The sequence below is a fragment of the Paenibacillus sp. IITD108 genome, assembly GCF_036541265.1.
Classification (GTDB): Bacteria; Bacillota; Bacilli; order Paenibacillales; family Paenibacillaceae; genus Pristimantibacillus.
Map to the genome: position 1 here is coordinate 23,585 of NZ_JAZHCT010000037.1, position 26,157 is coordinate 49,741.

Genomic DNA, 26,157 nt, shown 5'->3' on the forward strand with positions numbered 1-26,157 from the left:
CTAAGACATGGCCTGACTGTGATTCTATAATGCTATATGGAATCATGATTTTGTTATGAGCCATTTAGTCATTCTCTCCCATGGATTGAAAGATATTATAAGTGTAGTAGTTTTAAGATATTTCTTTCCTTGAAACTTGTATTAGGATTGTTCGTATGTAAAATAAAGGGGGGTTATTATGCCATCAATAATAATTGATGCTCTTAATCTGATTCTAGAAAAACCGCTTGCATTTTTGTTTTCAATCTTACTGTTTATTCTTATATGGATATATAAAGAGTTGCGTAATAAGTACTTAGAAAATCAAAAACAGGATGAAAAAAGAACTGACGAAGCCATTTCTTTATTTTCCGAGCTTGAGCTTGAAATTCATAAATATCTTGAGAAGAAAACTGAGGACTTTTTTTATTTTTGGGAAAAAGTAAGTAAAGTCAATTCTCATTTACCTAACAAGATGTATTTACTGGCTAAGAATTGTAAAAGTGAAACGAATGAAAAAAAACGTTATGAACTTTTAAACCAATTGAGAAAAGATCTGGTTGATGAAATAGACTCACTTAAAAATACCCAAATGAACACTTTTTCAAAGCGAAACGAATCTTTAAAAGATAAAACTGCACGGTTTACACACAGTACTCTCAAACCATTTATAGTTCCAATTATTGATCTTTACTTGATCTTTGTAATACTCTTGATTTTATATTTGGGATTGAGATTATTTTTTTCATTGGATTCGATCGATAAACAATTATTCATGATCTCACTCATTACTACGTTTATAATTTACGTAGTGAGTGTATATTTGGTGATTGTAGATATTATCAAAAAGAAAAAGTTGCCTTCAAATGCATATGATCGTGCAGGGTTTACCTTATTTTTGATAATACCACCATTTCTAACTGTTTTATTTCCTGTTTGGTATGTCGAGTTTATAGTAATTACAATGATAATTGGTTATATGGTATACCTAGCTAACAAAGTTCAAAAGATGAATCGATAGCATGTCGAATTAATTATGCATAGAATACTCGTTTACATAGACTTTACTATAATCATGGTAAAGTTATTTGAAGGACATTCATCATCAAGAATAGGATCAACTTTATCTACACGGAAAAATAGTTGATTTCTTAAACGTGGATATTGTTTATTAATGTTATTCAAAGTGTCCTCATCTAAAAGTAGAAAATCTCCTACTTTTACATCCCAATCAATATAAATGCAATCTAACTGCATCCATTCAATTAAAGTTTTGTCTTCGCTCTCCACTAAATAAATATCGCACTTCAATATACTTCCCCTCCAAAAAAAAGCACCTCTAAGTAGGCGCATATGCGCTTCTTAGAGGTGCTTCCTCGTTATTGTATTAAACATTATATCAGTAGAATGGAAATACTGCAACTGTATTAAAAAACCCCTTGCTATTTAGCAAAGGGTTAATATGTTAGGCGTATGCTACATTCTTGTTAAATATCTCATCACCCGTTCTTTTCAGATTACGAATATAATCATTTGTCCAATTCTTTGGAAGACTATTTTTTCGCTCAACCGAAACAATCTTCCTGGTTAATTTACAAATACGAATGAGGAAAAATGGACCATCATCTGAAAATTTTCGTAAAACCAATTGATGAGATGACTTAGCAAAGTAGTCTACAACCATATTACCACCCTTTCAAGGCGGTCTAGGGATTACCTATATTATAAAAAACACTTTATTAAATGTTTAGTCCAAATGTGCGATAGCTACTTCAATATTTTACCCCCGGCTCAAACATTACTTTAATAAAAACGGGTTGACGATATCGACTACACTGTAACCTACGTTTGCATTATTTTTTCTATCTCCAGGGACACTGATACTTATTTTTAAGCTCAATACCCCAGTTACATCAACGTTGAATTCAGATGGTTTCGAACCTGCCAATAAAGTGTAAGTTGCAAGTTCATTTCCGTCACCCAAAAAAGTAACAACTGTTGTATTTTTATTGCCAGAATCGTCCAGACCTACAATCCCACTAAATTTTTTATACTTAGAGTCCAGTGCATATTCTATATCAGTTGTTACCCGATTAAAAAAGATGCCATTTGTATAGAGCTGTCCACCTAACTTCATTGTAGGATTTACTACGATTTTGTCACCAGGATAAGGATAGCTGATCCCCGTTGGATTAAGATCAGATAGGTATACGCCATCGCCCTTGGTACTACCAACGTATACGGAACTCGTCTTACCGTCCCAATTAACTTCTTTGCCTAGCATTTCCGCGACCATTCGCATCGGGAGGTAATTCGTTCCTTTATACATAAAAGAAGCTGGAACCTCTGTTCCGTTATTATTGTACTTTCCACTTGGCACAGTCTTATTAACTCCATTAATCCAGAAGTTTACTTTATCAAACGAAACTTGGATTGTAGAGGATGTGGCAGCGAATGAAACCCCAGAGAAAAATACTGCTCCTGCAATAAAACCGATAGTTGCTGACTTCAAGTTAAAACGTTTCATCTTATGTTCCTCCTGCAATAATAAATAGATAGCACTTAGTCAGATAATTCGACATTTGGTTCATTTTTCCTGCAAAAGAGACTACTTGACCACATTAGACTAATGGCACACATTTGGCATAATCAGAAAATAAAAAGAACCCTTACAGAGTAAGGGTTTAGGGACTTTAGCACTTATTAAACTGAGTCACTCTTCAAAATGGTAAATCATCTTCAGATATATCGATTGGGCGACCATAGTCTTTAAATGGATCACTATCATAATTATTTCTTGAATTATGATCTGAATAATTTCTGCCACTGTTTTCATTACCTTTGTTGTAACTATTGGAAGAGCTATTGTAATTATTATTTTCTTTTGTAGCTCCATTCTCACGATTAGATTCTAGAAATCTTACGTTATCAGCAATAACTTCTGTTACATAAACACGCTTACCTTCGTTATTTTCGTAATTTCGTACTTGTATACGGCCTTCAATAGCAGTTAATCGGCCCTTTCGCAAATAATTCGCACAAGTTTCAGCCAGCTGCCGCCAAGTAATTATAGGAATAAAATCTGCTTCTTTTTTTCCTTCTTGTCCTGTAGTAAAGGGACGATCTACAGCTAAAACAAAATTTGTTACCGCTATACCTGCAGGTGTGTATTGAAGATCCGGATCTCTAGTTAATCTTCCAATTAATATAACCCTATTCAACATATTTACGCCTCCGATTATGATACAGTTTTAAGCAAATGCTTAAGTATTAGTTTTCCATTGTTTCCTTCAATGGTTTTTATTTTAAACTTGTTCCCTACACGTGGATTTATCTTATCAATAAAATCCATAACGTTTTGATCAATCGCAAACAAATCAATTTCTTCTCCCCTATTTAAAAATGTTAATTTAAAATAAGGTTGTTGAGTTTCAGGATGGGCGCCCGCGATCATATCAACATATTCATATAATTGTTGGGCTAAAGGATCTGTATTCCGATTGTTTTTTTCTTTTGAAGAGGTACTTGTACTTTGTTGATTTGAATTTTCCGTACGTATAGCATTTTGTATTTGTGTCGATTTACCTACTGGAGATGATGATTTTTTTTGCCTCCACCATTCTAGAGCAATTTTCTTATCATTTTCAAAAATTCCAGTCATATTATGTTTTTCGTAATAGCCCCTATAATCTTCGGGTAGGATGGTTATTCCATGTTCAAAACGACTGTCATATTGATAATTAAGTTGAAAAAAATGAGCAAGCGCTAAATATAATTCACTATATTCTCCAATACCTTTGGTTCGACCTGATTTTACAGATTTTATTCGTCCTTTATAAACATCACTTGCTACACCAAATAGTGCTGCACATTTTTTCAGTGAATCGGAAACGGCAGCTTTTTTAGCATCAAGAAATGCTTGTGCTTTTGGACGTTCTGCAGTACTGGCCATAACAATTTTTTTATCACCAAATTGCGTTCGAGTAACCCATTCGCCTGAATGAGGATCTCGAATTTTTAAAAGTCCCCTTACTGAAACAGTAAATTCGTTATAATCCTCCTGGAACTCTAAAATATCATGAGACCAATTAAAGATCGTAAAAACTTCATTTAAGCGGTCTGCAACACTTTGTGGTCCTACTGCAACATAACCTTCATAATTAACTTTGTATTCATCATACTTAAAAGGTGCATTTAATTCTTGCATGGGCATCTTAGTTTCCTCCTTTTTAATTAGTAATCATCTTGATATATAAAAAAGCCGGCTATTGTAATCCTCATAGAGAATGTTACAATTTACGGCTTGTTGTAAGAGAAACATAAAAAGCCCTATGGACGCATATCTTCAAAATGAAGATGCTACCCATAGGGCTTAAAACTCGTAAAAAGGCCATTGGCAAAAATAATTTCTTAGTAGCTTTACTATATCATAAGTAAGTTTTGAAAGGAACTGTATGGTTTGAATTATTTTGTGATGATGATATTCTTTAATAATTTAATTGTAGTATTAAAGATTGTATTTATTCGGCATAAGTTTTTTATGGAGGGGGGCATATATTTCTTACGGTTAAAGGTTAACCATAAAAAATATATGGCCTACCCATAAAAAAAATATGGGTAGGCAGATTTGTGAGTAAGTACCCGTAAAAATTTTATGGGTACATATTATTGTTGATAAAATACCCATAAAAATTTTATGGCTACCGAGTCATAGAAAATTTATGCCTCACCCATAAATATTTTATGGGTATAGATGCTCTGTTAATAATATTCGAATTGATATGTTAAATTTGATGAATTTGTAAAAAAGAAAGCGGCAGTCACAGGACGCCGAAACATCCGTATCTGCCGCTGCTCAATTCAATTAAGGTAAAGTCTATGATAATATATTATTTCAATTTATTGGCTTCAAAAATTCTTTGTCTACGTATTTATAAGAATCGTAAAGACCTTGCGATCCGTATGGAAATATTATTTCGTTCTTATCTAGATAAATATTTGACTGGCCATAGGTAGCGAGCTCCATTCGAAAAGGGTTAATCTTTTTCACGTTTTCTACATGAGTATAAGAGAACACCCATACATTTAAATTAATTAAACCATCCCCTGCTGCGATAATAAGCTCTGCTATCCCATCATTATCAAAATCATATTGGGCACCCTGAAGAACGTAATTTTCTTCTAATTCTCCGGAATTTTCAAATACAGATGATCCGTCATAAATGGACATATCTAGTTGCCAGGCAAATGAATCCTCCGGAAAATAGACATGGATTTTAGTACCATTTGGATGATCTAGCCCAAATATCAATTCTGCTTTGTCTTTACCGAATTCTAGTGGCAGTGTGACATCAGGCCCATACGGTTTCCATTCAAGATGGACAAGGGATTCAGAAGGGTTCTTACGAATTAATGCATAGTCCACATCTCTTACTGCAAGCGTAGGAGATACAGAGGGTTTAGGAGATGGCGTACTGCTCTCTTGTGCCGGCTGAGATGCAGTAGTGGTTATAGGATCAGGACTTCCCGCTCCTTTGGTTCCAGAAGAGCAGGCGCTGACTAATCCGGATAGGATGATAATTAAAAAAACAGATCTAAAGGAAATCATTCATATCACCTTTCAATTTAAATTCATATTTTGTGCATTATAGTTCAAAATCATTTAGCAGAATGGGATAGCGTACCGACAACCCCTTCTTTTCTGATTGGTGGACCCTGCTGTTTAGTCTAACTTCTTCTCATTCTTTTTGTTAAAATTCTTATAATCGATACAATGAAAACCGCGCTAAAAGCATACGCCCACTTTATGTACAGTGAAGTAATTTCGTCAGGAGTCGTAGGTTTATCGAAAAATATAAAGTAACTCACATATAAAACAAACACAATTGTACATATCGTAATAATATCAACGATAACTTTTATAATTTTTTTTGCCACACACAATCGCCTCAGTTTCCACTAATAATTTAATAGCTATCACTATTTTCTGTACAATGTTGCTGCAGCCTTCGATCCTCCCTAGACCATGTTATGATAATAAACAACCGCCCTCCCGGGACAGTCCCATATTTCTCGTTTAGTGAGTTTTGCTATATCATGACGCGCTTTGTCAGCATTAATTTTCTGCAAAAAAGAAGCTGCGAATATTATAAACGCAGCTTCTTGAATTATAAACGATCTTGCACAACTAAGATCTTAATTTCTGTAGGTTTGTTTCCTTGTAGCTCTTCATAAGCTTTTTCAATTAATTCTATGTATCGATTCTCAATCCATTCTGCTACAAATTTTGTTGGCGTATAGATTAGAAGTGTATCAGCTTCAACAATACAAAAGTTGTTTTTAAACCAAGTTTGTAGTGATGGTGAAGATATTTTATCTTTCAAGGAACCGAGCATCAATTCCCAAGTCTCTTTATCAGCTGCCGTTACCTTATTCCTCAATTGTTCCTCTCGAATTTTATGGTATTCCTCAATTTCTTCTAAAGTCATTTTTCTAGTTGCTTGAGCTTTACCATCTTCAAGAATTTGTTTAAACTCTTCACTATAGTCATAACTAGATGCAATCTCTACACTTGCATTATATTTGCCCATTATTTGATTTAGGAATCGCTCATGTTGCTTTTGAAGCTTTGGCGATAATTTAACAAGATGCTCTTCGCTTAAATAAGGTATAGATGTTCTTAGCTTATAAAGTATAGAGTCATCAGTATGATGATTCTCCGGATTAGAGCGCCAAAAGCGATATATAAAATAATGTTCTTCTAACACATCTAAATACTTTTTAATAGTGGGTACTGTTTTCCCGGATTTTTCTGCAATTGTTTCTAACTGTGGGAAAGAGTAATCCTTTTTATTGCCATCTGCATCAAAACCATAACAGTGCCTCATTAACAGTATAAATGTATAAACAGCGTCTCCTCCCATAATAGGAGACCAAAAATCTAAAAGATAATTCTCTACGACAGTATAATTTTGGATTTTATTATGAAGCGGTAGGCCGTATCGATCTAATGAAAATGATTTTACGTATTCCTCATCGTAAAATACTTTTTGAACTTCGGCTTCCAGGTACTTTTGCTCTTTTCCACCACGCATACGAGTACGTGGAATCGAATTACCTGTACGTACATACCTATAGTATAAAGGCTTATTATTTTCTTCCAATGGTTACCCTCCCTGATGTTGTAATTGCATCCAGGAAGAGAATTCGTTATAATAAAAATAAGTATATGAGGATTCCTTAATGCGAATTCTCTTCCTCGGGAACCTTTCTTAAGTCCGCCAAGACAAATGAAGAAAGGTTCTTTTATTTTGCAGACCACTTTTTTATAGCTTTGTAAAAGAATCAATAATTTACTTTTACAGCTTCCTGCAGCAGCCCAATAGATCTGTTTAATTCTTCTTTCATATTTTCTCTATATATACGGGCCATTTCGCGACCAGCAGTGGAAAATCGATAATAAATGACTTCTTGAAACTCAGTAACCTTTTCTTTCTCCTGTATCAAATAGCCATCGTGTACTAATTCATGTAGCGTTCGATACACATGTTCATGTTTAATACGATAATGATGTTTCTCATATAATCCCTGGAGCTCTTTAAGGATCTGCAAACCATAAAGACGGTCTTTTTCGATAATAGTTAGAAGATTAAGCTTTAGGAATGCAGTTTGCGGTGGAAGGTAATTTCTAATCATTACTCAAGCACCTCCTTTAGTTAATATAAAAATGAACTATGTACAAAAAGTCCAACGTTTACTGTATTCGACATGAAATCTTGTTTTCCTTCCATAACATGGACAAAAATTCGACGAAATTCCAGAAACAATCTGAATAGAGATATGTTCGCTTTTCAACATGCTATCAGCTATCCGTCCCGCTCCGGCGCAATCTAATTCTGCAACTTCGCATATTCAATGTTACTTTTACTCGGTAGTTCGATTACGGTACTTAATTCCAGGCTGCAATGCTGCAGCTGCTTAACATTTCTAGTATCAATTATAATGATTGTTTTTTCTTCTACACTTCCTTATAGAAATCCCGTTTCCGCCATGTTTTCGCGCAACGCGCGCGCAGCCCCCCTCCCATCCATATTTAGTTACTTGATATGGATAGAGTTGAAGATAATATGTTAAGGTTCTGAGTACGTAGAAAACATAGGATAAGTACGTATCAAGTTGAAGAATTGTAAAGAGTAACAAAACTGGAATCTAGGTGCGAGAAAAATGGCAGGAACGGATAACTGATATAGAGATAGATATAGGAGTAGCAGAATATAGGTTCAGGCGGTTGAAAAGCGAACATATCTCATTTCAACTTATAGGGGTAAATAAACGGTACCAGTGTAGCTATTGGTACCGATCAGATTGTCATATTTTTTAATTTCTATGTGATATAAGAGTTAGGTTTACTAAGTATGGGAGTTTATTTGTTTCTGGCTCCTCGGGATAGTATACTCTAGCTCTCTGATATATATCAGCATTATTTTCCGGATTTACTAAAGAGACTTGGAATTCAAATAAGTGTTTTTTATTATTTGAGTCACTAATATATATAGTTACAATATCATTTATGTATACCTTTCTCGCATCTTTCGAATCTGATTCCATACCTATAAATATTGGTTCTTTTTTAGTGAATCTTATGTTTTTTATATCAATATTTTCGCTAATGTTCTTGTAGTATAGTGGAAAAATGGAACGAAGTTCTTCTAGCTTTTGTTCACTTAATTCAATATCATTATTTGAGTTTCTTGGTAATAAATATTTAAAAGAACTGTTTTTGTAATCTTTCGCTTCAAGTGTTGTGAAAAAGTTCACCATAATATTTTTCAAATCATCATTATTAGGTACCAAATTAATTGGAGCATATCTAGCGCTAAAATCCACCATTTGCCCACCAGCAGGTCTATCAATATCTGTTGAAACTCTTGCTACATATTTACCAATATGATTGGTATTCCAAATCGATTTTGATAATGGTGTTCCAAAAATATCTATTGCTCCAGGTTCAAAATCAGCTGTCTCTCCTTTACTACCGCTATTGCTACAACCAAATAACAGAAACGTCATACAAATTAATAATAAAACTTTCTTATTCAAAACATTCCAGCTCCTCTGAGTTATCTTTTTCAATGTATTCTTACCTCTATTAGTTCATAATACAGGATAGGACTACTGATTTTTATGTTATATGCGTTTTCCGGTAAACGGATATACTAGCACTTCTTTATATCTGCAAAGCTTTTTGCTTGGTTCCTCTTTGAAAAACCAAAATTTGTTTTCTGAATCCCATTTAGCTCCGGCAGATTTTAGTTCTGCTTTAATCTTGTAAGTGTCTCTAGTTGTAACTATAAAAAAAGTTGGTGGATCTATTTGACTAATTTCGCCGTTTTCAACAAGCTGATCAAACTCTTCTCTTTTGAATTCATTAGGTAAATCAAGATCTAGGCCTGGTATATAATGTCCCATGACCTGTCTAACACGTACCTCATTCTCATCTTCATGCACGATTACATACATATACGAACTGTCTTTAATACTGTAGTACACGCGTTCCCCCCCTTAGATAATTTTCCACAGAATAGTATTTGATTAAACAAAATTACAGCCATCACCGACTGCTGCTGAGCGAATTTCAATGCTTAGCGCTAGGAGATTATACTGAGGCCACTCATTCAAGCTTATCAAGCAATTCATTGTACAACATAATTTTTATTTAATCTGTTATATATCGGTAAGACAGTATAGAAAAGTAATGCTTTGTTGAAAAAAGAACATATTGTATGCGAACGTAGTGGGTAGTATAATATATACATTCATAGTTTCTTAGGAGGAGTTATGATGCACAGGTCTACATTCTTAAAACGAAGAGAAAGTCAAATTGCCGAGTATGTTAATGGGCATTTAACTGTTACATCTTTTCAATCAAATTATAGTGCTAAGCGATATTTAAAAAAGAAATCTGATTATACACGCAATGAATATGGCTGGAGTCTCTTAGCTCAGTCCGGCGAAGGATATGATCATGTTAACTTCATTTTATCCGATCATGATCTCCTAACCCTCCAACTACGCCCCATCTACATAGTTAAAATATCTAACTCCAAAGAATATGTATCCTTTACTCTAGAGGAATTGAACCAAGTTCAAACCGCTTTTAAACTAAATAAACTGAAGGGGCTTCAGGAAGTTGTGCTAAGAGGTAAAAATGACGAACATAGCTTTTATGACGCTCTTTCCCTACTCAAACAAGCTAGTAGCCTCATAACTGTTTTGGATAATTCCACAATGTCAAAAATAAAACCTTATGTGATATTAAATCAAATGATTCTTGAACTCTGTTCAAATACTCTTGAGACAAACTATATTAAAGCGAATGCTGTCGTTGCTAGTTTTTTGAATCGAGCTCGTCAATTCTTAATGCAGCTGCAGATCTTTTTTCATTAAGTCAATATCCGGATAAGCAACTTAAGAACCTGGATGCTTCAGCATATATGTTTTCAATAAACTTTGATGAATTTACGTGCTTTAAAAAGAGAACTGGAACTTGCTCACTTCTTTTAACTGAAGTGGAATTTAAAGAATATGATCTAATTGATAACAGCTCCAACGATCGCAATACGGTACATTACTGCCCTAATATACTTAAAATAATGCTAAAGAAAGGAACTGCGCCAATAGATGCTCATCTAAATTTAGCGTGTGGGCATATAGGAATGATTGATGGACAGCATCGATCATGTATTTCTAAGATTAAACAAATGCAGCTGCCGGCAAAAATGCGCGATTACAATACTTATTGTTCTGTTTGTGATAATGATGCTAGATTCTATTTAATTTAATATAGAGGTGAAAAAGATGGCCAGAAATCAATCCCCAATCGAAAAGGAAGATTCTTTAGGCAACATCGTAAAGGTTCAACAAGTTATAGATTTTTTTGTTCTCTCTGAGTTGCAAAAATACGGTCGACGTTATCAGGGACAACTAGAAGAATCCATAATAAAAAATCTTAGCAATGTAGGTGTGGCCAAGGGCTATTTAACCAAACGCCTTCAGAAACTATCTTCTGAAGGATTTGTTATTCGTGAGTGGGAAGATGATGATCGTTATAACCGGTTTTATGAAATATCAGAAACTGGTATCATTTATTTTAAGAACATGATGCGTGATTTACCGGAGCGGGTTCGCCTGGCTCAGAAGGTGTATTTGCAGTTTGAAAAATATATAAGTCAGTATGATAAGTTGAATATAAAATAATCTACATTTGATGATTTAGGCGGATCGGAGGTCTACAAAATGGATATCGATCGTTATCATGAAGTTACTAACCGTTTAAAAGAAAAATTCCCGCCAGGAACCGTTAGAAAAAGAGACGATCAATCTCGTGCATACATTCCCAATCAAGTCTATACAGATAGACTGGAGCGAGTATTGCAAGGGGAATGGAGTAAAGAGATTAAAGAGCTCGAAATAAATGTACCTAATCAATATGTAAAAGCGATTGTGAGGGTCTATATTGGTCCTTACTACCGTGATGGGTCAGCTGTAGCAAGTATTACTAAACAAGGTATTGAAAACGCTGAGGCACGCGCTAAAAGCGCCGCTTTTGTAGATGCACTCGACACATGGGAATTAGGATGGACTGATCTAGCACCATATAATGAAGATTGGGGCAAGAATCCAGCTCTTGCCTACCTGTTAGATTATGAACCTAATGTTGAAGTACCTTCTTTTTCTTCTATGAGTACAACAACAGATCATCGTTGCATATTTTGCCAGAGGTTTTTAACTGAGGATGATATAAACATATTAAAACAAATTCCGAACTTCAACATCCAAAAAATGAAGTACTGTGCAGACGATCTTCCAGATGCATTTGTTCGAAAATTGGAACCAGTCGCAAACGCTCTACCTGAAAATTATAAAAAACGACTTCTTGAAGCACTAGATAAAAAGAGAAAAGTTTAAGCGAATTCAAAGCTGCAGCCATGGACAAGAAAATAAAGGCCATGGCTGCCGTTCTGTGTTCGTGCTCCCCTCTCCGTTTCCCTTAGAGCACTCAATGCCGGTGACGTATTTACTTGACCTCCACCTATCCGTCCAATCATTCCTCATAAGCCTCCCTGATCCGCATTTCATAATGCTCTTAGTACTGAAGGTATCTCCTAGAATAAATTGTTAATTTTATTCTCGATAACTGAGCTATCAAAATTAGTAGTAGCTAAATAATGTTCCGTTATAAGAGTATTCCCAAGAAAAAAATACTGATCTTTGTTTAAAGGTGTTTTTGACTCGAATTGTCTAAGTAAATCCCGGATTTTTGTAATAAAATCTATGTATTTTTGATTATCTGTTTCGATTAATTTTGCTTGTTCGGTTGATACATTTACAAAAGCAGCCCTGGTTGCTATTTCGTAAAACATTTCGTTTATTAGGTCAAAGCTCCAATTTTTATCGAGTCCTAAATTTCCAACTGGTGATTTAATAATGGAATCAATACTTCGTTGTCGTCCTATTAATTCAAAAGAGTCATATTTTTGAGCTACGACTTTACAAGCCAAATACTCTTCGAAACCGAAAAAACCAATCTTGGCGATTATGTCTGTTTTAATTAATTCAAATTCTTGGATGCCATAACTTGTTACGATATTCGACATACTTTGTGCGTGCACCAGTTCATGGGCAAGTGTCTCTATAAAATAATTTCTAGTAAAATCATTATAATTCCCTATTATTCGGCTCCCCTTCATAGATTGACTGATTGAAATATTTATTTCCAGTTTATTATTAACTATACTTGGAGCACAACGACCATCTTCACCAAATACTCCAACAGTTATTCTCTTAATATGTTTTCGTACATCTTCATCAACTGTTTGGTATAAGTCCTCCGCTGCCCTGGTAAATAGTTCGTTTTCAGGATGTGCTGTTTGATATACAACGATATCGGCAAACTGAAGTCTTTTATTTTCGCTACTTAATAATGGTTCTTCTTTAACAGCAGCAATAACATCATTAGTCACTATTGAGTTTTCTTGATTTTTTCTCTTGAATATTTTTCCCCATATAGATGTCAATTATATTAAACCCCTTTGCTATGAATTTGCCCATCTTTTTCCATGGCTACATACAACGATCATAAACGATTCATGACACGTTAGGGCATCTGTTATGCGACATCGAAGCGCTTTTTTGCAGTTTCAGTAACGATACCTCTAACGTTCTAGGAGAAGCTCTACGCGCTTTCAATCGATCAGAATGTTAATGTTTATGTAGCTTCCATTCTGTCCTGCAGATAGACATTTTATGTTCTATATTCTATGAAGTTACTTTTATATTCTCTAATATAAATACTTTATTTAATAGTTGTACAATTTCTTGATCATAACTTCCTGTTTCTTGCATTAATGATTTAACAATACTACTTTTCTCTATAGTATAGGGGCGATACAATCTAGGCAAACTCATAGCTCCAAATACATCTGATACAGCTGCTATCCTACCAATTAGCGGTATTTCTGAGTCTTGAACATTAGACGGATAACCAGAACCATTCAATCTCTCATGATGAAACATACAAAATTGAATAACGTCATCTCCAAATTTTAGCGCTTTGAGAAATTTTACCCCTTCATTTACATGCAACTCTAAAACTGAACGTATTTCTTCTTTTGATAGTGTTTCATTGGACTTTAATACAGAATCCTGCATATTAATCTTACCGACATCATGTAATAAACCACCTAAAAAGTATCTATCGGCAATCTTTAAATTTTTTGTTAGCTCTTTAGAAATTAAATGAGCTGCATACGCGACTACAAGAGAATGATTAACGGTTTCAATATCCCGTAATTTCATACATTCTATTATCACATTTGCTTGAATCCATTCTTTATCAGAGTGATATTGTACATTTAGTTTATTAAATAATTGTTTCGCATCAGATAACATACTCATCATTCCCCCCCTTATAATGAAAAAGACACATAATAATCTCCCAATATTATTGGGAGTTACCATGCGTCTTCCGCTATAGATATTTATATTTGCTTGTATAATACTTTCAGTTTTGCTACTTGTCATTCATCCACAGCTTCTAAATAATGTATGCATCAGCGTTACTTAATCCAATTTTCCTTAACTATCTTATTCATTCGAACAATCTCTTTAATGTGCCTTTTTGTTTCTCTCCAGTTTTCATCTTGTGACAAGGCCCACTCAATTCTCGTAATTGCATATTCATCGGCTTTACTACGAATTTGATGTTCATTTAAACCTTCTTCTACCCACATACTAAATTCATCAAGATAACAGCTTGATACATGATCCCTGGTGGACTGATCGGTCATTAAATAAACACTCCCTATTCAATTAGTATCTTGGCTCAAGCAATGTTGTTTCGTCAGTGTATTCAATAATGTAAAATTCACAACCGTTTACTTCGCAAATGACGATTCCACGAGTATCATCTTCGAGGTCATTTATTTCCGAGCCGGTGCTTGTCGTCTCGCTGCAACAGGGACACTTTACGTCTTTAATACCTTTAGCCAGTTCTTTTATTTTCAACTCTAGAGCTTTCTTAATATCGCTCATGACAAAACACCTTCCCCTATTCCTTTTGGTCCATAGTTTCGTCGTACTGTTCAGCAACAATTAAAGTTACTTAAATTTCATTGACAACTTAAATACATATAAATATTATTATAATTAAAGTTACTTAAAATACTGAGGAGATGAGAGCGTGAATCCAATCGACAAAAGGAATGTAGGTGCTCGTGAACCATTAAAGAGGGGGCGCCCAAGTGTTGGAATTACTAAGAAGGTCTCTTTGACACTAACAAAAGAAGAATGGGCTCGCATCGAAGATTCCAAGTTAACCGTTGCCGCCTTTCTCAAAGAGTTACTGTCAACATCCCCTATTGAATCAGAGTCAGAAAACAAAATCACATCCACAGAAACATTTAGCGCAGAGACGTACCAATTCACCAAAAGTAGCGTTGATTCACGCGTCGACATGACTGTTAAATTCAATCTGCCGAAGGATCATCCATATACCACTGAAATGATCGATAATGTAAGAACAACGATTGATAGGTCACTGTTTAATAATTCTAATGTAGTATCAGTTGAAACTAAACCCCAATATATCTGCCCGTTCACAGGAAAACGATTCGGAAGTATCGACAAGCTAGTCGAAGCTGCTGTCCTTAAACTACTTGAATGGGAACTTGCACGTAGCATTCGCATTCGTGAAAAACAAATGGAACATGTAAGAGAGCGGCAAGCCGCACCAAAATATCTTGATCAAATTTAAGTTACTTAATTGACATAGGAGCGAAAACTCCTATGTTTTTAGTTATACATTCTGATGCGCATAATCTGTCTACACCAATATCGTTCAATCCAATTTTTTTGTAGTAGTCCTGCCGGTTAACGGGGTCTTTAATTGACAGTTTTGAATTGGCTATTCGATAATTCTTCTTTATTTTCATTTAGTATTTTGGATAATGCTTCATCAAAACTAATTTTATGTAAGTTAGAAATATCTTTTATCATGCGAAAGTCACTGTCATTGAAAGTCACATATCGAGAATGAATATTTGGAAGGAACTGAATAGTGTCTTTTACCAACTCAATCCTTCCAGAGATTAAGTTTCTTTCTAGTATTTCAAAAGCTTCGTTTTGCATATTGGTAACACCACTTCTGCAGCGTACAAAGTAATCTCCATTTTCCGTTTCAAAAATTTGAACGTTAACCGGTCCTAATCCTTCTATTATGTCATGCAAGATTCTATACACTGGATGATTAGAATGGCGTGGAATAGGAAATTTAAAATCAATAAATCCTTTTTTTACTTGGTATGCTTTATTAGGCCACGGCTGCATATCTAACTCTGCACTTACCTGGATGTAGCCCTCATCGCATAAAATACGGATGGGATTAGTATCAACAATCAAACCGTTGATGCTCTCATTTTCAAAATGTGTAAACAGTCTAGCTCCTCTATTATAAGCCGAAATTCTTGTCCCAAATTTATTAGATTTCTTATTATTTATCGAAGTTAATGAACTTTTTAGCTTTAGGCAATCCTCTTTTGTGTAAAATCTTTGTTCACGGTTCCCTACAAGTCGTAACTCACTATTTATTTGCCTGTTCAAAGCCAGATCGTTTAAATACTGAGGTGTGATACCAATTATTTTAGCGGCTTCACTAGATGACAAACCCATGAATAACTTTTCTAAACGTTCAACTTCCATTTGGCTAAATACATAACCGCCATCTCTTCTGTGAGTATCAGTATTACTTGGAAAAGCTCTACCTATAGCTACCCAATGCTGTAACGTCCTTATGCTTCTGTTTAATTTCTGAGATAATTCCTGTATTGTAGTAAACTGTTCTTGAGCCATCACTTATACTCCATCCTTTAGAATCGCTCATTTAAATAACCATTTGCAATAATATGTTCATTAAAATCAAGCTCATTATAAGCATGTTTTATTCTATCGATCTCTTTAACTTGTAATGCCTTAAACTTCTCTAAATTCTCTTTCATTATATTATATATTTTTGGCATTTCTTTATCTAACTCATGTTCTTTCAAAAAAGCAATATCCTTTTCAATATCATCAATCATATCCTGCATAGGTTTAATTTCCAATACAATCCCCTTTATTTCGATTTTTCTAGTACGTATTCCTACGCATTTTGAGTTTAAAAAATTTTTAATATTGAATGGGCATCGTGATGTGCAACTTCAATTGAAAAACCTTTCGCCTTCACAGTCTCTATAAAACTATGTATTATCTTTGATTCCATTATTACCTCTTGTATCAATTTATTCCTGGATGCAATTACGCCAAAATTTATGTTCTGCAGATATTTCTCTAGATTCTTTGGAGCATTTTTCTTGAAATTGTTACGTCTAAGAAATTGGTTTATATTAATATCGAATAGAGATTTAGAGTAATAGTCATTAATCAATTTTGTCATTGTAATACATACATCATGATATCCTGTGACATCCCATTCATTCAAAGCAATAACTAATGTAAAGGGAGTACTATCGCCGGCCATTGATTTCTTTATTGACACATCTAAGATCTCATTAAGTATCGTTGAAAATTCAGATTCTAACACATTACATATGATATTCTTGATTTCTTGTCTCTCTAGAATTAATTCTTTATTTAATTCTTCTTTACTTCTTAAAACCCATTCGACCGACAAACATGACCATTCCTTTCTATTAGAATTACATTGTTTGGAATCCGATGCATACAAAAAACACTGCAGCTATCCAGCCAATAATTTGAATAGTCCAAAATATATTCTTTCTAGTCAAACATAACTCCCCCTTTCTTAAGCTGAAAACCAATCCATTGGATCTGCGTTATATAAGTTCGAATCCCTATTTTCAATTTTCCCGATAATAATTACTTTTTTATCTTCATCAATTTTGTAAAATACCCTTAATCTTTTATGCTTGACTCTCTTTACATCGCTATTACGATTAAGGTGACCATAATGATATATCATTGGACGAGGATCTTTACTAAGCAAAGTAAAAATCTCTTGAATCATCTCTTGGTTTTTATTGTCAACTTTCTTAATTTCTTTCTGTACACGTTTTGATACCAATTTTATTTTGTATTCCACAAAACCGCCTCCTCTTCTTTTCCTAATATTAACATGCCATTTCACAAACTGCATTCTCATAATATTATATCTAATTATTTTATATTATTAGTCTTCATTTAAAGCAGACTAATTGTTAGTTTTTCTATATTTATCGAAGTTAAATAATATAGTGTGATATAATGAGTTTATAATATTGCACTTCAAAGGAGGATGTTCAATTGTCATTTTCTATAGATTCAATATCTACTATGGATATAACTGTAACGAATGATATTTTAGATACCTCCCTTTTTTCCTACATTGCATCAGAAGGATTTTCAAATACCGATTGGAATAAGATTCCGGATACACTTCTGGTTTACTTATTCCTCCATGACGAACCTACTATTGGAAAAAGAAGAAAACTCAGCACAAAAAAAGAGTATTTACGTGATCTACAAAATTTCTTTCAATTTTATAAATATTCAATAAGAGAAGTTAAAACTGCAGATTTACTGGCTTACCAACTTTATCTTGAAGAACGAAACATAGCACCGACAAGTTTAAGAAGAGCAAGTAGCGTGATAAAGCAGTTCTTTTCTTATTTGTATAAACAAGGTGTAATAGAGAACCAGGTCACCCTTAAAATGAAGCGAGTAGCACAACCTCTAGATCAATTAGTTAATCGAGATATATACAATGATGAAGTACAGCAGCTGCTTGATTATTTTCAAAACAACGATTGGTTTGCCTATACACTCTTAGTATTACTATCAAGTACTGGATTAAGAATTGACGAGTTAGCTAGTGCAAAATGGGCCAACTTATTTTCTTTTAAACATAAAGGGAAAGAGTTCTACTTTTTAAAGGTAATAGGTAAAGGGGATAAACCACGAGATGCCCTAATATATCATGATGTTCTCGATGTTTTAATCGAACTCCGGAAGAGAAGATCCCAAACAATTCAAATTGACCCTTTAGATACAAGTGCCTTTTTTTGCAAAAGCAATGGAAAACACTATAGTTCTTCCTATCTAAGTTCTGAATTTACAAAACTGATCTACAATACTAATTTCCCCTTTGTAATATCTCGTAAAGATAAAATTACTCCGCATACATTACGACATTATCGCGTCGCCGTTCTAAGCGATGAAGGAATTGACATTAGATCGATTCAAGATGCTATGGGTCATGCATCAATTCAAACTACAGAAAAATATCTTTTACGGAAGCGAAAACTTGAAACTCATGCAGGAATAGCATTTGGTAATAACTACTTTAATAAATCGAAGGATCAGTTAATATGATCCTTCTTTTTTTTAATAGGGTAATGTAAAATGTATACTGACGTACCCATTTCCGATTTCTAGAAAATCCCAGGGAGGAAATTATGACAAAGAATATTATTGATCTGAATGAGCACGGGAATGTGCACATGGCAATTCGTCGTTACTCTGATAATGGTGCGTTTTATCTATTTCGAATTTGCAAATTATCTGGCGATATACTTGGTATTGAAAAGCTAAATGCATTACCGGACAATTGGCCCGAGGAATACATTACAGAACTGTTTAAAAACGGTAAGGTTTTGAAGTCGTCTATTTTTTAATTCCTTCGTTTTATCTTTTCAATGTACTTATTAGACTTAATTAACATCTCCGTTTTTTTCATTTCATTATGTTCATTTTTCTTTAACATCCCATAAGCTATCACCTCATAATTTATAAGATCCTCATCCTTGTAGGTAAAATGTTTGAAGTATTTTTCAAATACTACAAGAGTAAATGTTTTTTCATTCACAGGTTCAAAATCTATATATATGACCTTCTCAAGTCGTTTAATTTTGCTAATAGTGCCGAATACAAAATATCCAATATTAAAAGTTTGATCTGACCAGAGCATATTATGCGCGATATCTTGACTTACTATTATTGATGACAAAGGTACTTTTCTTCCTCCGCCAACGTTTATTATTATTGAAGCTAACATATCGGGATCATATGATGTCATCAATTTTGTAATCGTTTTCACTGAGGAAATGTTTGAGGGCTGCGGATTTGTTTCTTTCGTTTTTACTTCTTGTTCCGATTCTTCATCTTTTGGATTCTTTTCTATTGTGCGTGCCGAATAATCAGGATCTAATCTATTCATATTTAAACGAATGATTGTTTCTTTTATCCCCTTACTAAGAAAGTCTTCTTGATATTCCGATACTTTTTTTATAGCCTGTAACACAGATAAAGGTTCGTAAAATCCACATTGGGTTGAATGCTTTGAGTCTATTTTTCCAGTCGTTTTAAAGTGTGCACTTCTTGTTTCTGTCTTTGGCACATAAATAAGTGGTACGTTACAGTTTTTATCCATACAGAGTAATCGATGTCCGTGCAGCTCACTAGAATATTCTTCTGCCCTAACTACATCACCATTTGCAAGAATAGCGGTGTTCATGATATTTCCTCCTCCAATTTAAAATAAAGCAGTTGCGATGGCGGCAGCTTATATCAAAACAATAAGTCCAGGATTCAGCTATTGATTTCCAGAAATTAAAGTTTTAAAGAAGGATTATATATATGCCCATAAGAACATGTGTCGAAAAACAAAAAGACACAAAGACCTGTTGTCTTTGCGTCCTACGCTATTGACTATTACAAATATCCATAAATTTTATTATGATCTTGCCAGTTTTCTGGTTCAGCGATTGGTATCCATAATTCACCGCTACTTTTTATTACAGCATATTGCCCGTAACCATCCTTATTGACATACCAGACTATTCTATTTCTAAGTTCTGTTGAGTCAATCCTTACCGGTTCCATTGGAGGGGCTACAGTATATCGTACAAACGGACTCCAACCAAAAAGTATTTCCTTATGTCGTGCTATAGGTTGTGGCGAATGATTTATAACCCATACCCCAAAATTATCACTTTCATTTACATACCACACCATATCACCACGAATGGGTACCTCTGATGGGGCTTTAAAGGGATAACCTTCGTACAATGTCTCGCTCTTTTTTTCTCTTCGCCAAATCTCGGCTTGCTCGATGTAAGTTACATAATGCTGGTACTCCTCTGCGGAAAATAGGTCCTTGATAGATCTTGGAGTTTTTGGTATCTTTTCTGGAAACTTATATATCTTTGCTGCCATAATCCTATCCCCCTTCTAAATAATTCAGTACAAAGCCTGGTAAAAAATAAAAAACGATAGCCAACAAAACGGCCCCATATACAAAAAAGTGGTATTTACGCTTCAAACGAAGGTTATTTCGAATCCTGGCAGTATAGGCAAAAATACTACCAATTGCAATAATATAAGCACACATCAACAATTGCCACGATTTTAAATAATACAATACACTCTCAAGAGTTGATCTAGATGATTCATCGTTCGGTAAATCAGGGATATTAGTATTATTATACTCAGATAAAACGAAATAAGGCAAAAAAGCAAGTACTACTCCTATAAAGGCAAAACCGTACGAAAAGAACTTAAAAGTTCTAACAAATTTAGGATTTTTCTTAGCTTCAGCTAAAAGGGAGCCTAACATCGCTGCCATTACAAGAATAACACAGATAAGTACTCCCCATTTTTGAAGATATGAAATGAAATAGACCATAAAATCTTCTACTTGGTCATTAGATGGAAAGAACTGTGACCCACCGTCATTTAGCTTTGGCAGCTCCTGATTTAAAGTAGCCATCATTCACTACAGTCCTCATAAATTAAGCTGCCAGAAGCAGAGATATTCGTGATAATACCATCATTGAACATAAATTCTACTTTGCCGGAAAATACTTTCCGATTAGGATTAATGTATTGAAAGAGTGTATATTCAATAACTTCCATTGCCATTTCACGATTATCAGAGTCGAAATCTCGTGAAAACAAATTGTTTGTTACAATTTGATTATCTATGTACGATATTTTAAAATCTCTTTCCCAAGTTACACGCGGGTCCCCTTGTGGCCTAAAATGTATGGAAAGAATACCGATCGTACCACTTCTTGTTAAAAATGGACACTCTGTTGCTAGACCTTGATTTACAGTAACCATTGCTCTCCTAACTAATTCTTTAGCCTTTTGACTCATATATGTCCCTCCTATAATAATAAATATAAATCTTTTATTCTCTTTCTATTTAGGTAATTTGCACTAAACGATAAATCACCCATCTTACTGATAATTACCATAGTAATTTGTTACCTTACATCTTTCCACGTGTTAACCTGATATATAATAGAAATATGCATCGATTATAGATATAAGGGATGGTATTTGCCATATGGCATCAGTTATGACATCAGTAGGCAAAAAGTTAAAAAAGTTTAGAATCGCTGCTGATCTTAGTATGGAAGAACTATCTTCCCTTTCCGGGGTAGGACAATCAACTATTAGTTCCATTGAAAGAGACGCACAGTCACCTCGTATTGAAACACTGGCTTTACTCTGTGTACCATTAAAAAAAAATTAGATTACTTGACTTACTTGATGATACAGAGATTAATACGTTACTACCAGACATATTAAAGCTACTTATGTTAAGCAGACAGCTTAAGAAAAATGAACTTAAGTCGATCATTCATTTATTAGAAACATGTTTAGAGAGATAATAATATTTGGTTCCTAATCAATATACAAAAATATAAAATTAGTCTTTAAGAACCATTTTACCCCAACTTTAGTCATGAGTGGAGGGTTAAGTTTCTTAACCTCCCCTCTCCCTCATTTTTTTTCGGATACTCTTAAACTGCGATTTGATTGTTTCAAGTGATTTGTGCAATCTTGTGGCCATTTCACCTTTTGTCATTCCATCCTCTTCTAATTCATATAGCAATCGCTCTGCTGATGTTAAAACTTGTAGCTTTACTTCTCTTCTTTCCCTTTTAAATCCTTTCCTAAGCACGGCTGCTACATCAGCGTGAATCGATGATTTATCACAATAGGCATCCCTAATTGCACTAATTATTTCATGACTACTTGATTTAGCTAAAAAATTCACGGCACCATAATCAAAAGCATCCCATATTACCTCATCTTCCATCACTGATGACAGCATTATGGTTCTTGTAATATTACTTGCTTCTTTAGCCACTTCAATACCATCAAGATTATTCTCCGTTAGATTTATATCTAATACCATTACATCAGGCGTGTACTTCAAAGCAGTCTTGATTGCCTCTTCTTTTGTTATGGCCACATCAACTAAATACATATCCTCTTGCTGCTTAATGGAATCAGATAATTGTTCAATCCAAAACGGATCATCTTCTACTAATAAAACATTAATTTTAGTAGATTCATGCATTGGCACAGACCTCTTTCTAAGAGTAATTTTATTTTGACTTGGTCCGTATTAATTTCTTTTTAAATATTAGACTGACCACGGTTCCTCTTCCTTCAATGCTTTTAATCTTCATCTTAATTCCATGTAAATCAAATATATTTTGACAATAACTTAGTCCAAGACCAAAATTTGCTCCCCCTTTCTTTGACGTAAAAAAAGGCTCCCTTATATTACTTAGCATCTTATGGGGAATTCCTTTCCCATTATCAGCAATAGAAAGTACTGCCCTACCATTGACCTCCTTTAAACTTATTCTTATTTTAGGCTGTCGTTTTATATCTTTAAAAGATTCTTGTGAATTAATGATAATATTCTTTAGTGCCTCCTTTAGGTGTAAACGATCAAGTTGCATTACGAAATCTGTTTCTACAAACAATGAAATTTTTACTGGATTGGCTTTTGCTTGATTTATGGTTATAGACTCGTCATAAATTGATCTGACTACCGTAGAAAGCTTCGTTAATTCCCTACTCAATCTAATATCATGAGTCAATCGTTTAATTCTTTTATTGATTTGTGTCAAATGGATAGATGACTCACGTATTGAGACTATCCATTTTTTAAGTAATTGGTTTTTTGTTTGCTCTAATTCCTCCTCAATTTTCGATATTAAAAACTGGATTTTTGCCATTTCATTTTTTATTGTGTGATTAATTATGGATACTCCTGTGGTCATTGTTTTTCTAGTACCGATCAAGGAATTGATTTCAGGATGAAGCCGAATCCCCAAAGAACCGTCAAATAGCGCTATTGCGGTTATGATGATCATTACAATTGAAACTAACTCTCCCCCAACTGACTCCATTCTTGTCAAATTAGATATTACTAGAAAACCAATCATCACAGGAGTAAAATAACGGATTGTTTTTATTCGAAAGCTAAGTACTACTCTTCTTCTCTCACGCTTTATTCCTATTAAGTGAATCACAATTACTATTGCTAAAATAAAATATGTAATTAATGAACTTGTATATACATAAAAAAAACTTGCTCCTAGTATCAGAAGCAAAGTGATCCCGGCTACAACAGAAATAAATTGGTTCTTTTTTGCAGAAAAGAGATCACTATGTAATAAAGAAAAGACTACTGATGAATATAATAGGCAAATTAACCCCAAATTTCTTAGATCAAAATGCTGCTCCCATGGAAGTAGCCTGGAACTAATGATAATTCCACTGATTATAAAAATTATTAACCACAATTTCGAGGATCGTTTAGGGTAATAAAACACAATAATAATAGTAGTCAATATTGAAACTAGAAATGGGAATAACACGTGAATCACCTCATTTAAACTGTATACCAATTCCAAGTATATCATGAGTAAAAGACGGCAGATTCTATTCTGCCTGCCGCCTTTAAAGTCATACAGCCTCTGGTAGTTGTTCCTCTTCTTCAGCGAGCCAAACTCTTACACAATTCCATCCGTTTTCGTTAAATATCAGTTGACAAAGAACCTTATCATTAACGTTCATATTTTTCAATCGTTCATTACTAATGATTTTAGATTCGGTAGAATCTTCAATCCTTACTAAGACATCATCGTATTTTAGGGTTATAGTACCGTGCATAAAATATACTCCGTGAGAATGATTGCCCCCTATTAGCGAGGTAGTTCCATTATAATTTTCATTTGCAGAATCAATTACATCATTCCCAAGATACATTTCACATTGTTCCAAGAGTGCGTCGTCATTGAAAATAGTGACATCCTTTACATTGGTTCCGCCTGAAATCTGTTTTAAAAATTGAATCGCATCTTGATCAAGTTGAACTTCTAATATATCCTTTTGTTGAGGATTGTCAGTAAATTCAATCTCATCAGTAGCTTTGATTTTTACATTAGCGAAATCCTCATTGTCTTGAAGTAAATCCATTTCGTATTGTTCGAGAATATTTGTAGCTTCCATTTCATTAAACTCAGTAGATAGACTCCCCCACTTTTTTCTCCAGTTCGGATCTATCATCGAAGTCAACATTTGATCTTCGCCGGAATTATTATTAATGTTATTCCTCTCAATCTTTTCCGTAGATGTACTTTCAGATATGGCTGGGTTACTACTTAACACTTCTGAGCTTTCGCTAACACGTAAATTAATCTCCCTGGCTTTCGCTCTTAAATATGCTGCACGAGATGACTCATGATGAGCGTAGACTGCTAATGAAAGTCCTATAACAAAAGCAAGTAAAAACCATACATTCATAACTTCAACCCCTAATATTAGTAATATATATGTTAAAGCTATTAAGCTTGTAAAAACCAAAAAAACCCTATTAGGTAGAATCATTCAATTTAGAATGAATCGCCCAATAGGGTTTAAATCTCGCAAAAAGGCTCATAAGAGCAAATAAAAATGGTTACTTCCGTAGTTTATCAAACAATTCTCGATACCGCAATGTAAAATTATCAACGCCTTGAACAATACTTTTTTGCATTTCCAAGAACATATCTGACATTTCATTTTTTATAGTTTCTACATCTTCCCCATTGTTTAACCTAAGTATAAGAGAAGTTTTCATAGCTTGTAGTGAATATAATAATCTGGCTGCTTCCTTCCTGGTTATATCAGGCAATAACTGCTCCTTTATTGTATTATTATTTTCTTGCCGGTCATGAACTGGAATCGGATAATTACAGAGTCTGTGATATCTGCTGTCACTGGTATATACGAAGTTACCTCCCATCATCCACCAAGTATTTGAATCTTGACTAGATGGAACCGCATACAGTCTTCCAGCCCTCTCTTTAAGTATTAAGTAGGGTTCATTTTCTTCTGCCTGGGCAACAGCTGGTACGCCATCCCCTACCAAAAGAATCCGATCTTTTATTGATGTAATTCCACCATTCGTGCTATCTCCTGTACTATTGCGTAAAACAGTCACATACAAACCTTGTGGTAATTTTTCATTCATTGAACTCATCTCCCTAATTTTAATAGAAACACAAAAAGCCCTATTAGGTAGAATCATTCAATAAAGAATGAATCACCCAATAGGGCTTAATACTCACAATAAGGCTCAAATAAGCAAAAAAATTGACTACTTATTTAGTTTATCAGGTAATTTATAATACTTCAATATCTAAGTTAACTAGCATTCGAATACAATTAGAGAGAGCTTCAGCTTGCTGTATTTCTCATATTGATTAAAAGAAGAATCATTGAAAGGCAAATAAGAGCTATAAAGGTTCAATTTACTGAATTAATATTAATCGA

At 34.1% G+C, this 26,157-nt stretch carries 34 protein-coding genes and 1 pseudogene; 9 read left to right on the plus strand and 26 right to left on the minus strand.

The genetic code is table 11. The features are described from left to right. Window positions 1–178: 178 nt before the first annotated feature. A complete protein-coding gene (locus tag V1L65_RS23975; protein WP_331701797.1) occupies window positions 179–1,000 on the plus strand; it encodes a hypothetical protein in 822 nt (273 codons plus the stop codon). Between the two features lie 32 nt (window positions 1,001–1,032). Here the strand turns inward: V1L65_RS23975 and V1L65_RS23980 are convergent, their stop codons facing one another. The 9 genes and pseudogenes from V1L65_RS23980 to V1L65_RS24020 form a co-directional block, all read right to left on the minus strand. Beyond that, entirely contained in the window at window positions 1,033–1,290 is a 258-nt protein-coding gene (locus V1L65_RS23980) for a hypothetical protein (RefSeq protein ID WP_331701799.1), read from the minus strand. Between the two features lie 487 nt (window positions 1,291–1,777). Further along, window positions 1,778–2,506 (minus strand): NPCBM/NEW2 domain-containing protein, encoded by a 729-nt coding sequence (locus V1L65_RS23985; RefSeq protein ID WP_331701800.1) that lies wholly within the window; start codon window positions 2,504–2,506, stop codon window positions 1,778–1,780. Between the two features lie 193 nt (window positions 2,507–2,699). Next, window positions 2,700–3,203 (minus strand): single-stranded DNA-binding protein, encoded by a 504-nt coding sequence (gene ssb / locus V1L65_RS23990; protein ID WP_331701801.1) that lies wholly within the window; start codon window positions 3,201–3,203, stop codon window positions 2,700–2,702. A gap of 14 nt (window positions 3,204–3,217) precedes the next feature. After that, on the minus strand, window positions 3,218–4,192 hold the full coding sequence (locus V1L65_RS23995; protein ID WP_331701802.1) for a Rad52/Rad22 family DNA repair protein: 975 nt from the start codon (window positions 4,190–4,192) through the stop codon (window positions 3,218–3,220). Window positions 4,193–5,211: 1,019 nt separating this feature from the next. Further along, window positions 5,212–5,250: pseudogene (locus V1L65_RS24000) on the minus strand (hypothetical protein). Window positions 5,251–6,146: 896 nt separating this feature from the next. After that, the gene (locus tag V1L65_RS24005) at window positions 6,147–7,142 is read right to left on the minus strand and encodes a DnaA N-terminal domain-containing protein (protein WP_331701803.1); all 996 of its coding nucleotides are present in this window, start codon (window positions 7,140–7,142) and stop codon (window positions 6,147–6,149) included. Between the two features lie 181 nt (window positions 7,143–7,323). After that, window positions 7,324–7,674 carry a helix-turn-helix transcriptional regulator gene (locus V1L65_RS24010; protein WP_331701804.1) on the minus strand — a complete coding sequence of 117 codons (351 nt, stop codon included), beginning with the start codon at window positions 7,672–7,674 and terminating at the stop codon, window positions 7,324–7,326. 681 nt (window positions 7,675–8,355) lie between these two features. Further along, the gene (locus tag V1L65_RS24015; protein ID WP_331701805.1) at window positions 8,356–9,078 is read right to left on the minus strand and encodes a hypothetical protein; all 723 of its coding nucleotides are present in this window, start codon (window positions 9,076–9,078) and stop codon (window positions 8,356–8,358) included. 87 nt (window positions 9,079–9,165) lie between these two features. Further along, window positions 9,166–9,528, minus strand: a complete 363-nt coding sequence (locus V1L65_RS24020; RefSeq protein WP_331701806.1) for a hypothetical protein — start codon at window positions 9,526–9,528, stop codon at window positions 9,166–9,168. A 288-nt stretch (window positions 9,529–9,816) separates the two neighbouring features. Between V1L65_RS24020 and V1L65_RS24025 the strand changes: the two genes are divergently transcribed. From V1L65_RS24025 to V1L65_RS24040, 4 genes are read left to right on the plus strand one after another with little or no spacing between them, the layout of a single operon-like run. Continuing rightward, entirely contained in the window at window positions 9,817–10,425 is a 609-nt protein-coding gene (locus V1L65_RS24025; RefSeq protein ID WP_331701807.1) for a hypothetical protein, read from the plus strand. Window positions 10,426–10,472: 47 nt separating this feature from the next. Further along, the gene (locus V1L65_RS24030) at window positions 10,473–10,820 is read left to right on the plus strand and encodes a hypothetical protein (protein ID WP_331701808.1); all 348 of its coding nucleotides are present in this window, start codon (window positions 10,473–10,475) and stop codon (window positions 10,818–10,820) included. Between the two features lie 16 nt (window positions 10,821–10,836). Beyond that, window positions 10,837–11,235 (plus strand): PadR family transcriptional regulator, encoded by a 399-nt coding sequence (locus V1L65_RS24035; protein ID WP_331701809.1) that lies wholly within the window; start codon window positions 10,837–10,839, stop codon window positions 11,233–11,235. Between the two features lie 39 nt (window positions 11,236–11,274). Beyond that, window positions 11,275–11,946, plus strand: coding sequence for a Rad52/Rad22 family DNA repair protein (locus tag V1L65_RS24040; protein ID WP_331701810.1), 672 nt, complete (start codon window positions 11,275–11,277; stop codon window positions 11,944–11,946). On the opposite strand, the gene V1L65_RS24045 is transcribed toward V1L65_RS24040, so the two are convergent. From V1L65_RS24045 to V1L65_RS24065, 5 genes are all read right to left on the minus strand, one after another. Next, window positions 11,943–12,086: a hypothetical protein gene (locus tag V1L65_RS24045; RefSeq protein WP_331701812.1), complete on the minus strand. Its 144-nt coding sequence runs from the start codon at window positions 12,084–12,086 to the stop codon at window positions 11,943–11,945. The genes V1L65_RS24040 and V1L65_RS24045 overlap by 4 nt on opposite strands. Before the next feature lie 57 nt (window positions 12,087–12,143). Further along, complete coding sequence (locus V1L65_RS24050) at window positions 12,144–13,055, minus strand: hypothetical protein (protein ID WP_331701813.1); 912 nt, start codon at window positions 13,053–13,055, stop codon at window positions 12,144–12,146. 241 nt (window positions 13,056–13,296) lie between these two features. Then, window positions 13,297–14,061 carry an HD-GYP domain-containing protein gene (locus tag V1L65_RS24055; protein WP_331701814.1) on the minus strand — a complete coding sequence of 255 codons (765 nt, stop codon included), beginning with the start codon at window positions 14,059–14,061 and terminating at the stop codon, window positions 13,297–13,299. Window positions 14,062–14,096: 35 nt separating this feature from the next. Further along, the gene (locus tag V1L65_RS24060; protein ID WP_331701815.1) at window positions 14,097–14,327 is read right to left on the minus strand and encodes a hypothetical protein; all 231 of its coding nucleotides are present in this window, start codon (window positions 14,325–14,327) and stop codon (window positions 14,097–14,099) included. A 22-nt stretch (window positions 14,328–14,349) separates the two neighbouring features. Further along, window positions 14,350–14,571: a hypothetical protein gene (locus V1L65_RS24065; RefSeq protein ID WP_331701816.1), complete on the minus strand. Its 222-nt coding sequence runs from the start codon at window positions 14,569–14,571 to the stop codon at window positions 14,350–14,352. 148 nt (window positions 14,572–14,719) lie between these two features. Here V1L65_RS24065 and V1L65_RS24070 point away from each other — a divergent pair, with 148 nt between their 5' ends. Beyond that, on the plus strand, window positions 14,720–15,292 hold the full coding sequence (locus V1L65_RS24070) for a hypothetical protein (RefSeq protein ID WP_331701817.1): 573 nt from the start codon (window positions 14,720–14,722) through the stop codon (window positions 15,290–15,292). 128 nt (window positions 15,293–15,420) lie between these two features. On the opposite strand, the gene V1L65_RS24075 is transcribed toward V1L65_RS24070, so the two are convergent. The 4 genes from V1L65_RS24075 to V1L65_RS24090 form a co-directional block, all read right to left on the minus strand. Beyond that, the gene (locus V1L65_RS24075) at window positions 15,421–16,386 is read right to left on the minus strand and encodes a hypothetical protein (protein ID WP_331701818.1); all 966 of its coding nucleotides are present in this window, start codon (window positions 16,384–16,386) and stop codon (window positions 15,421–15,423) included. 17 nt (window positions 16,387–16,403) lie between these two features. Continuing rightward, window positions 16,404–16,637 carry a hypothetical protein gene (locus V1L65_RS24080; protein WP_331701819.1) on the minus strand — a complete coding sequence of 78 codons (234 nt, stop codon included), beginning with the start codon at window positions 16,635–16,637 and terminating at the stop codon, window positions 16,404–16,406. Between the two features lie 53 nt (window positions 16,638–16,690). Then, a complete protein-coding gene (locus V1L65_RS24085) occupies window positions 16,691–17,206 on the minus strand; it encodes a hypothetical protein (RefSeq protein ID WP_331701820.1) in 516 nt (171 codons plus the stop codon). A gap of 132 nt (window positions 17,207–17,338) precedes the next feature. Continuing rightward, window positions 17,339–17,635, minus strand: coding sequence for a type II toxin-antitoxin system RelE family toxin (locus tag V1L65_RS24090; protein ID WP_331701821.1), 297 nt, complete (start codon window positions 17,633–17,635; stop codon window positions 17,339–17,341). Window positions 17,636–17,835: 200 nt separating this feature from the next. Between V1L65_RS24090 and V1L65_RS24095 the strand changes: the two genes are divergently transcribed. After that, window positions 17,836–18,903, plus strand: a complete 1,068-nt coding sequence (locus V1L65_RS24095; RefSeq protein WP_331701822.1) for a tyrosine-type recombinase/integrase — start codon at window positions 17,836–17,838, stop codon at window positions 18,901–18,903. Window positions 18,904–18,986: 83 nt separating this feature from the next. Next, window positions 18,987–19,205 carry a hypothetical protein gene (locus V1L65_RS24100; RefSeq protein WP_331701823.1) on the plus strand — a complete coding sequence of 73 codons (219 nt, stop codon included), beginning with the start codon at window positions 18,987–18,989 and terminating at the stop codon, window positions 19,203–19,205. Here the strand turns inward: V1L65_RS24100 and V1L65_RS24105 are convergent. The 4 genes from V1L65_RS24105 to V1L65_RS24120 form a co-directional block, all read right to left on the minus strand. Beyond that, window positions 19,202–20,044: a hypothetical protein gene (locus tag V1L65_RS24105; protein WP_331701825.1), complete on the minus strand. Its 843-nt coding sequence runs from the start codon at window positions 20,042–20,044 to the stop codon at window positions 19,202–19,204. The two genes, V1L65_RS24100 and V1L65_RS24105, sit on opposite strands and share 4 nt — an antisense overlap. Window positions 20,045–20,241: 197 nt before the next feature. Continuing rightward, the gene (locus V1L65_RS24110; protein WP_331701826.1) at window positions 20,242–20,745 is read right to left on the minus strand and encodes a hypothetical protein; all 504 of its coding nucleotides are present in this window, start codon (window positions 20,743–20,745) and stop codon (window positions 20,242–20,244) included. A gap of 4 nt (window positions 20,746–20,749) precedes the next feature. After that, window positions 20,750–21,301, minus strand: a complete 552-nt coding sequence (locus V1L65_RS24115) for a hypothetical protein (RefSeq protein WP_331701827.1) — start codon at window positions 21,299–21,301, stop codon at window positions 20,750–20,752. Then, entirely contained in the window at window positions 21,298–21,687 is a 390-nt protein-coding gene (locus V1L65_RS24120; protein WP_331701829.1) for a hypothetical protein, read from the minus strand. The genes V1L65_RS24115 and V1L65_RS24120 overlap by 4 nt, the downstream gene beginning before the upstream one ends. A gap of 193 nt (window positions 21,688–21,880) precedes the next feature. Here V1L65_RS24120 and V1L65_RS24125 point away from each other — a divergent pair, with 193 nt between their 5' ends. After that, the gene (locus V1L65_RS24125; RefSeq protein ID WP_331701830.1) at window positions 21,881–22,069 is read left to right on the plus strand and encodes a helix-turn-helix domain-containing protein; all 189 of its coding nucleotides are present in this window, start codon (window positions 21,881–21,883) and stop codon (window positions 22,067–22,069) included. Window positions 22,070–22,303: 234 nt separating this feature from the next. Here the strand turns inward: V1L65_RS24125 and V1L65_RS24130 are convergent, their stop codons facing one another. From V1L65_RS24130 to V1L65_RS24145, 4 genes are all read right to left on the minus strand, one after another. Continuing rightward, a complete protein-coding gene (locus V1L65_RS24130; protein ID WP_331701831.1) occupies window positions 22,304–22,903 on the minus strand; it encodes a response regulator transcription factor in 600 nt (199 codons plus the stop codon). A 28-nt stretch (window positions 22,904–22,931) separates the two neighbouring features. Beyond that, the gene (locus V1L65_RS24135) at window positions 22,932–23,951 is read right to left on the minus strand and encodes a HAMP domain-containing sensor histidine kinase (RefSeq protein WP_331701832.1); all 1,020 of its coding nucleotides are present in this window, start codon (window positions 23,949–23,951) and stop codon (window positions 22,932–22,934) included. Between the two features lie 355 nt (window positions 23,952–24,306). Further along, a complete protein-coding gene (locus V1L65_RS24140; RefSeq protein ID WP_331701833.1) occupies window positions 24,307–25,146 on the minus strand; it encodes a hypothetical protein in 840 nt (279 codons plus the stop codon). Window positions 25,147–25,300: 154 nt separating this feature from the next. Then, entirely contained in the window at window positions 25,301–25,855 is a 555-nt protein-coding gene (locus tag V1L65_RS24145; protein ID WP_331701834.1) for a hypothetical protein, read from the minus strand. Window positions 25,856–26,157 lie beyond the last annotated feature (302 nt).

What these genes read in the sequence shown, in the direction of transcription:
- V1L65_RS24140 (WP_331701833.1), bottom strand. Translation starts at nt 25,146, where the DNA reads ATGAATGTATGGTTTTTACTTGCTTTTGTTATAGGACTTTCATTAGCA.
- V1L65_RS24055 (WP_331701814.1), bottom strand. Translation starts at nt 14,061, where the DNA reads ATGACAAGTAGCAAAACTGAAAGTATTATACAAGCAAATATAAATATC.
- V1L65_RS23995 (WP_331701802.1), bottom strand. Translation starts at nt 4,192, where the DNA reads ATGCCCATGCAAGAATTAAATGCACCTTTTAAGTATGATGAATACAAA.
- ssb (WP_331701801.1), bottom strand. Translation starts at nt 3,203, where the DNA reads ATGTTGAATAGGGTTATATTAATTGGAAGATTAACTAGAGATCCGGAT.
- V1L65_RS24120 (WP_331701829.1), bottom strand. Translation starts at nt 21,687, where the DNA reads ATGAGTCAAAAGGCTAAAGAATTAGTTAGGAGAGCAATGGTTACTGTA.
- V1L65_RS24115 (WP_331701827.1), bottom strand. Translation starts at nt 21,301, where the DNA reads ATGATGGCTACTTTAAATCAGGAGCTGCCAAAGCTAAATGACGGTGGG.
- V1L65_RS24130 (WP_331701831.1), bottom strand. Translation starts at nt 22,903, where the DNA reads ATGCATGAATCTACTAAAATTAATGTTTTATTAGTAGAAGATGATCCG.
- V1L65_RS24075 (WP_331701818.1), bottom strand. Translation starts at nt 16,386, where the DNA reads ATGGCTCAAGAACAGTTTACTACAATACAGGAATTATCTCAGAAATTA.
- V1L65_RS24035 (WP_331701809.1), top strand. Translation starts at nt 10,837, where the DNA reads ATGGCCAGAAATCAATCCCCAATCGAAAAGGAAGATTCTTTAGGCAAC.
- V1L65_RS24010 (WP_331701804.1), bottom strand. Translation starts at nt 7,674, where the DNA reads ATGATTAGAAATTACCTTCCACCGCAAACTGCATTCCTAAAGCTTAAT.
- V1L65_RS24105 (WP_331701825.1), bottom strand. Translation starts at nt 20,044, where the DNA reads ATGAACACCGCTATTCTTGCAAATGGTGATGTAGTTAGGGCAGAAGAA.
- V1L65_RS24125 (WP_331701830.1), top strand. Translation starts at nt 21,881, where the DNA reads ATGGCATCAGTTATGACATCAGTAGGCAAAAAGTTAAAAAAGTTTAGA.
- V1L65_RS23985 (WP_331701800.1), bottom strand. Translation starts at nt 2,506, where the DNA reads ATGAAACGTTTTAACTTGAAGTCAGCAACTATCGGTTTTATTGCAGGA.
- V1L65_RS24040 (WP_331701810.1), top strand. Translation starts at nt 11,275, where the DNA reads ATGGATATCGATCGTTATCATGAAGTTACTAACCGTTTAAAAGAAAAA.
- V1L65_RS24110 (WP_331701826.1), bottom strand. Translation starts at nt 20,745, where the DNA reads ATGGCAGCAAAGATATATAAGTTTCCAGAAAAGATACCAAAAACTCCA.
- V1L65_RS24025 (WP_331701807.1), top strand. Translation starts at nt 9,817, where the DNA reads ATGATGCACAGGTCTACATTCTTAAAACGAAGAGAAAGTCAAATTGCC.
- V1L65_RS24045 (WP_331701812.1), bottom strand. Translation starts at nt 12,086, where the DNA reads ATGATTGGACGGATAGGTGGAGGTCAAGTAAATACGTCACCGGCATTG.
- V1L65_RS23975 (WP_331701797.1), top strand. Translation starts at nt 179, where the DNA reads ATGCCATCAATAATAATTGATGCTCTTAATCTGATTCTAGAAAAACCG.
- V1L65_RS24145 (WP_331701834.1), bottom strand. Translation starts at nt 25,855, where the DNA reads ATGAATGAAAAATTACCACAAGGTTTGTATGTGACTGTTTTACGCAAT.
- V1L65_RS24060 (WP_331701815.1), bottom strand. Translation starts at nt 14,327, where the DNA reads ATGACCGATCAGTCCACCAGGGATCATGTATCAAGCTGTTATCTTGAT.
- V1L65_RS24030 (WP_331701808.1), top strand. Translation starts at nt 10,473, where the DNA reads ATGTTTTCAATAAACTTTGATGAATTTACGTGCTTTAAAAAGAGAACT.
- V1L65_RS24065 (WP_331701816.1), bottom strand. Translation starts at nt 14,571, where the DNA reads ATGAGCGATATTAAGAAAGCTCTAGAGTTGAAAATAAAAGAACTGGCT.
- V1L65_RS24100 (WP_331701823.1), top strand. Translation starts at nt 18,987, where the DNA reads ATGACAAAGAATATTATTGATCTGAATGAGCACGGGAATGTGCACATG.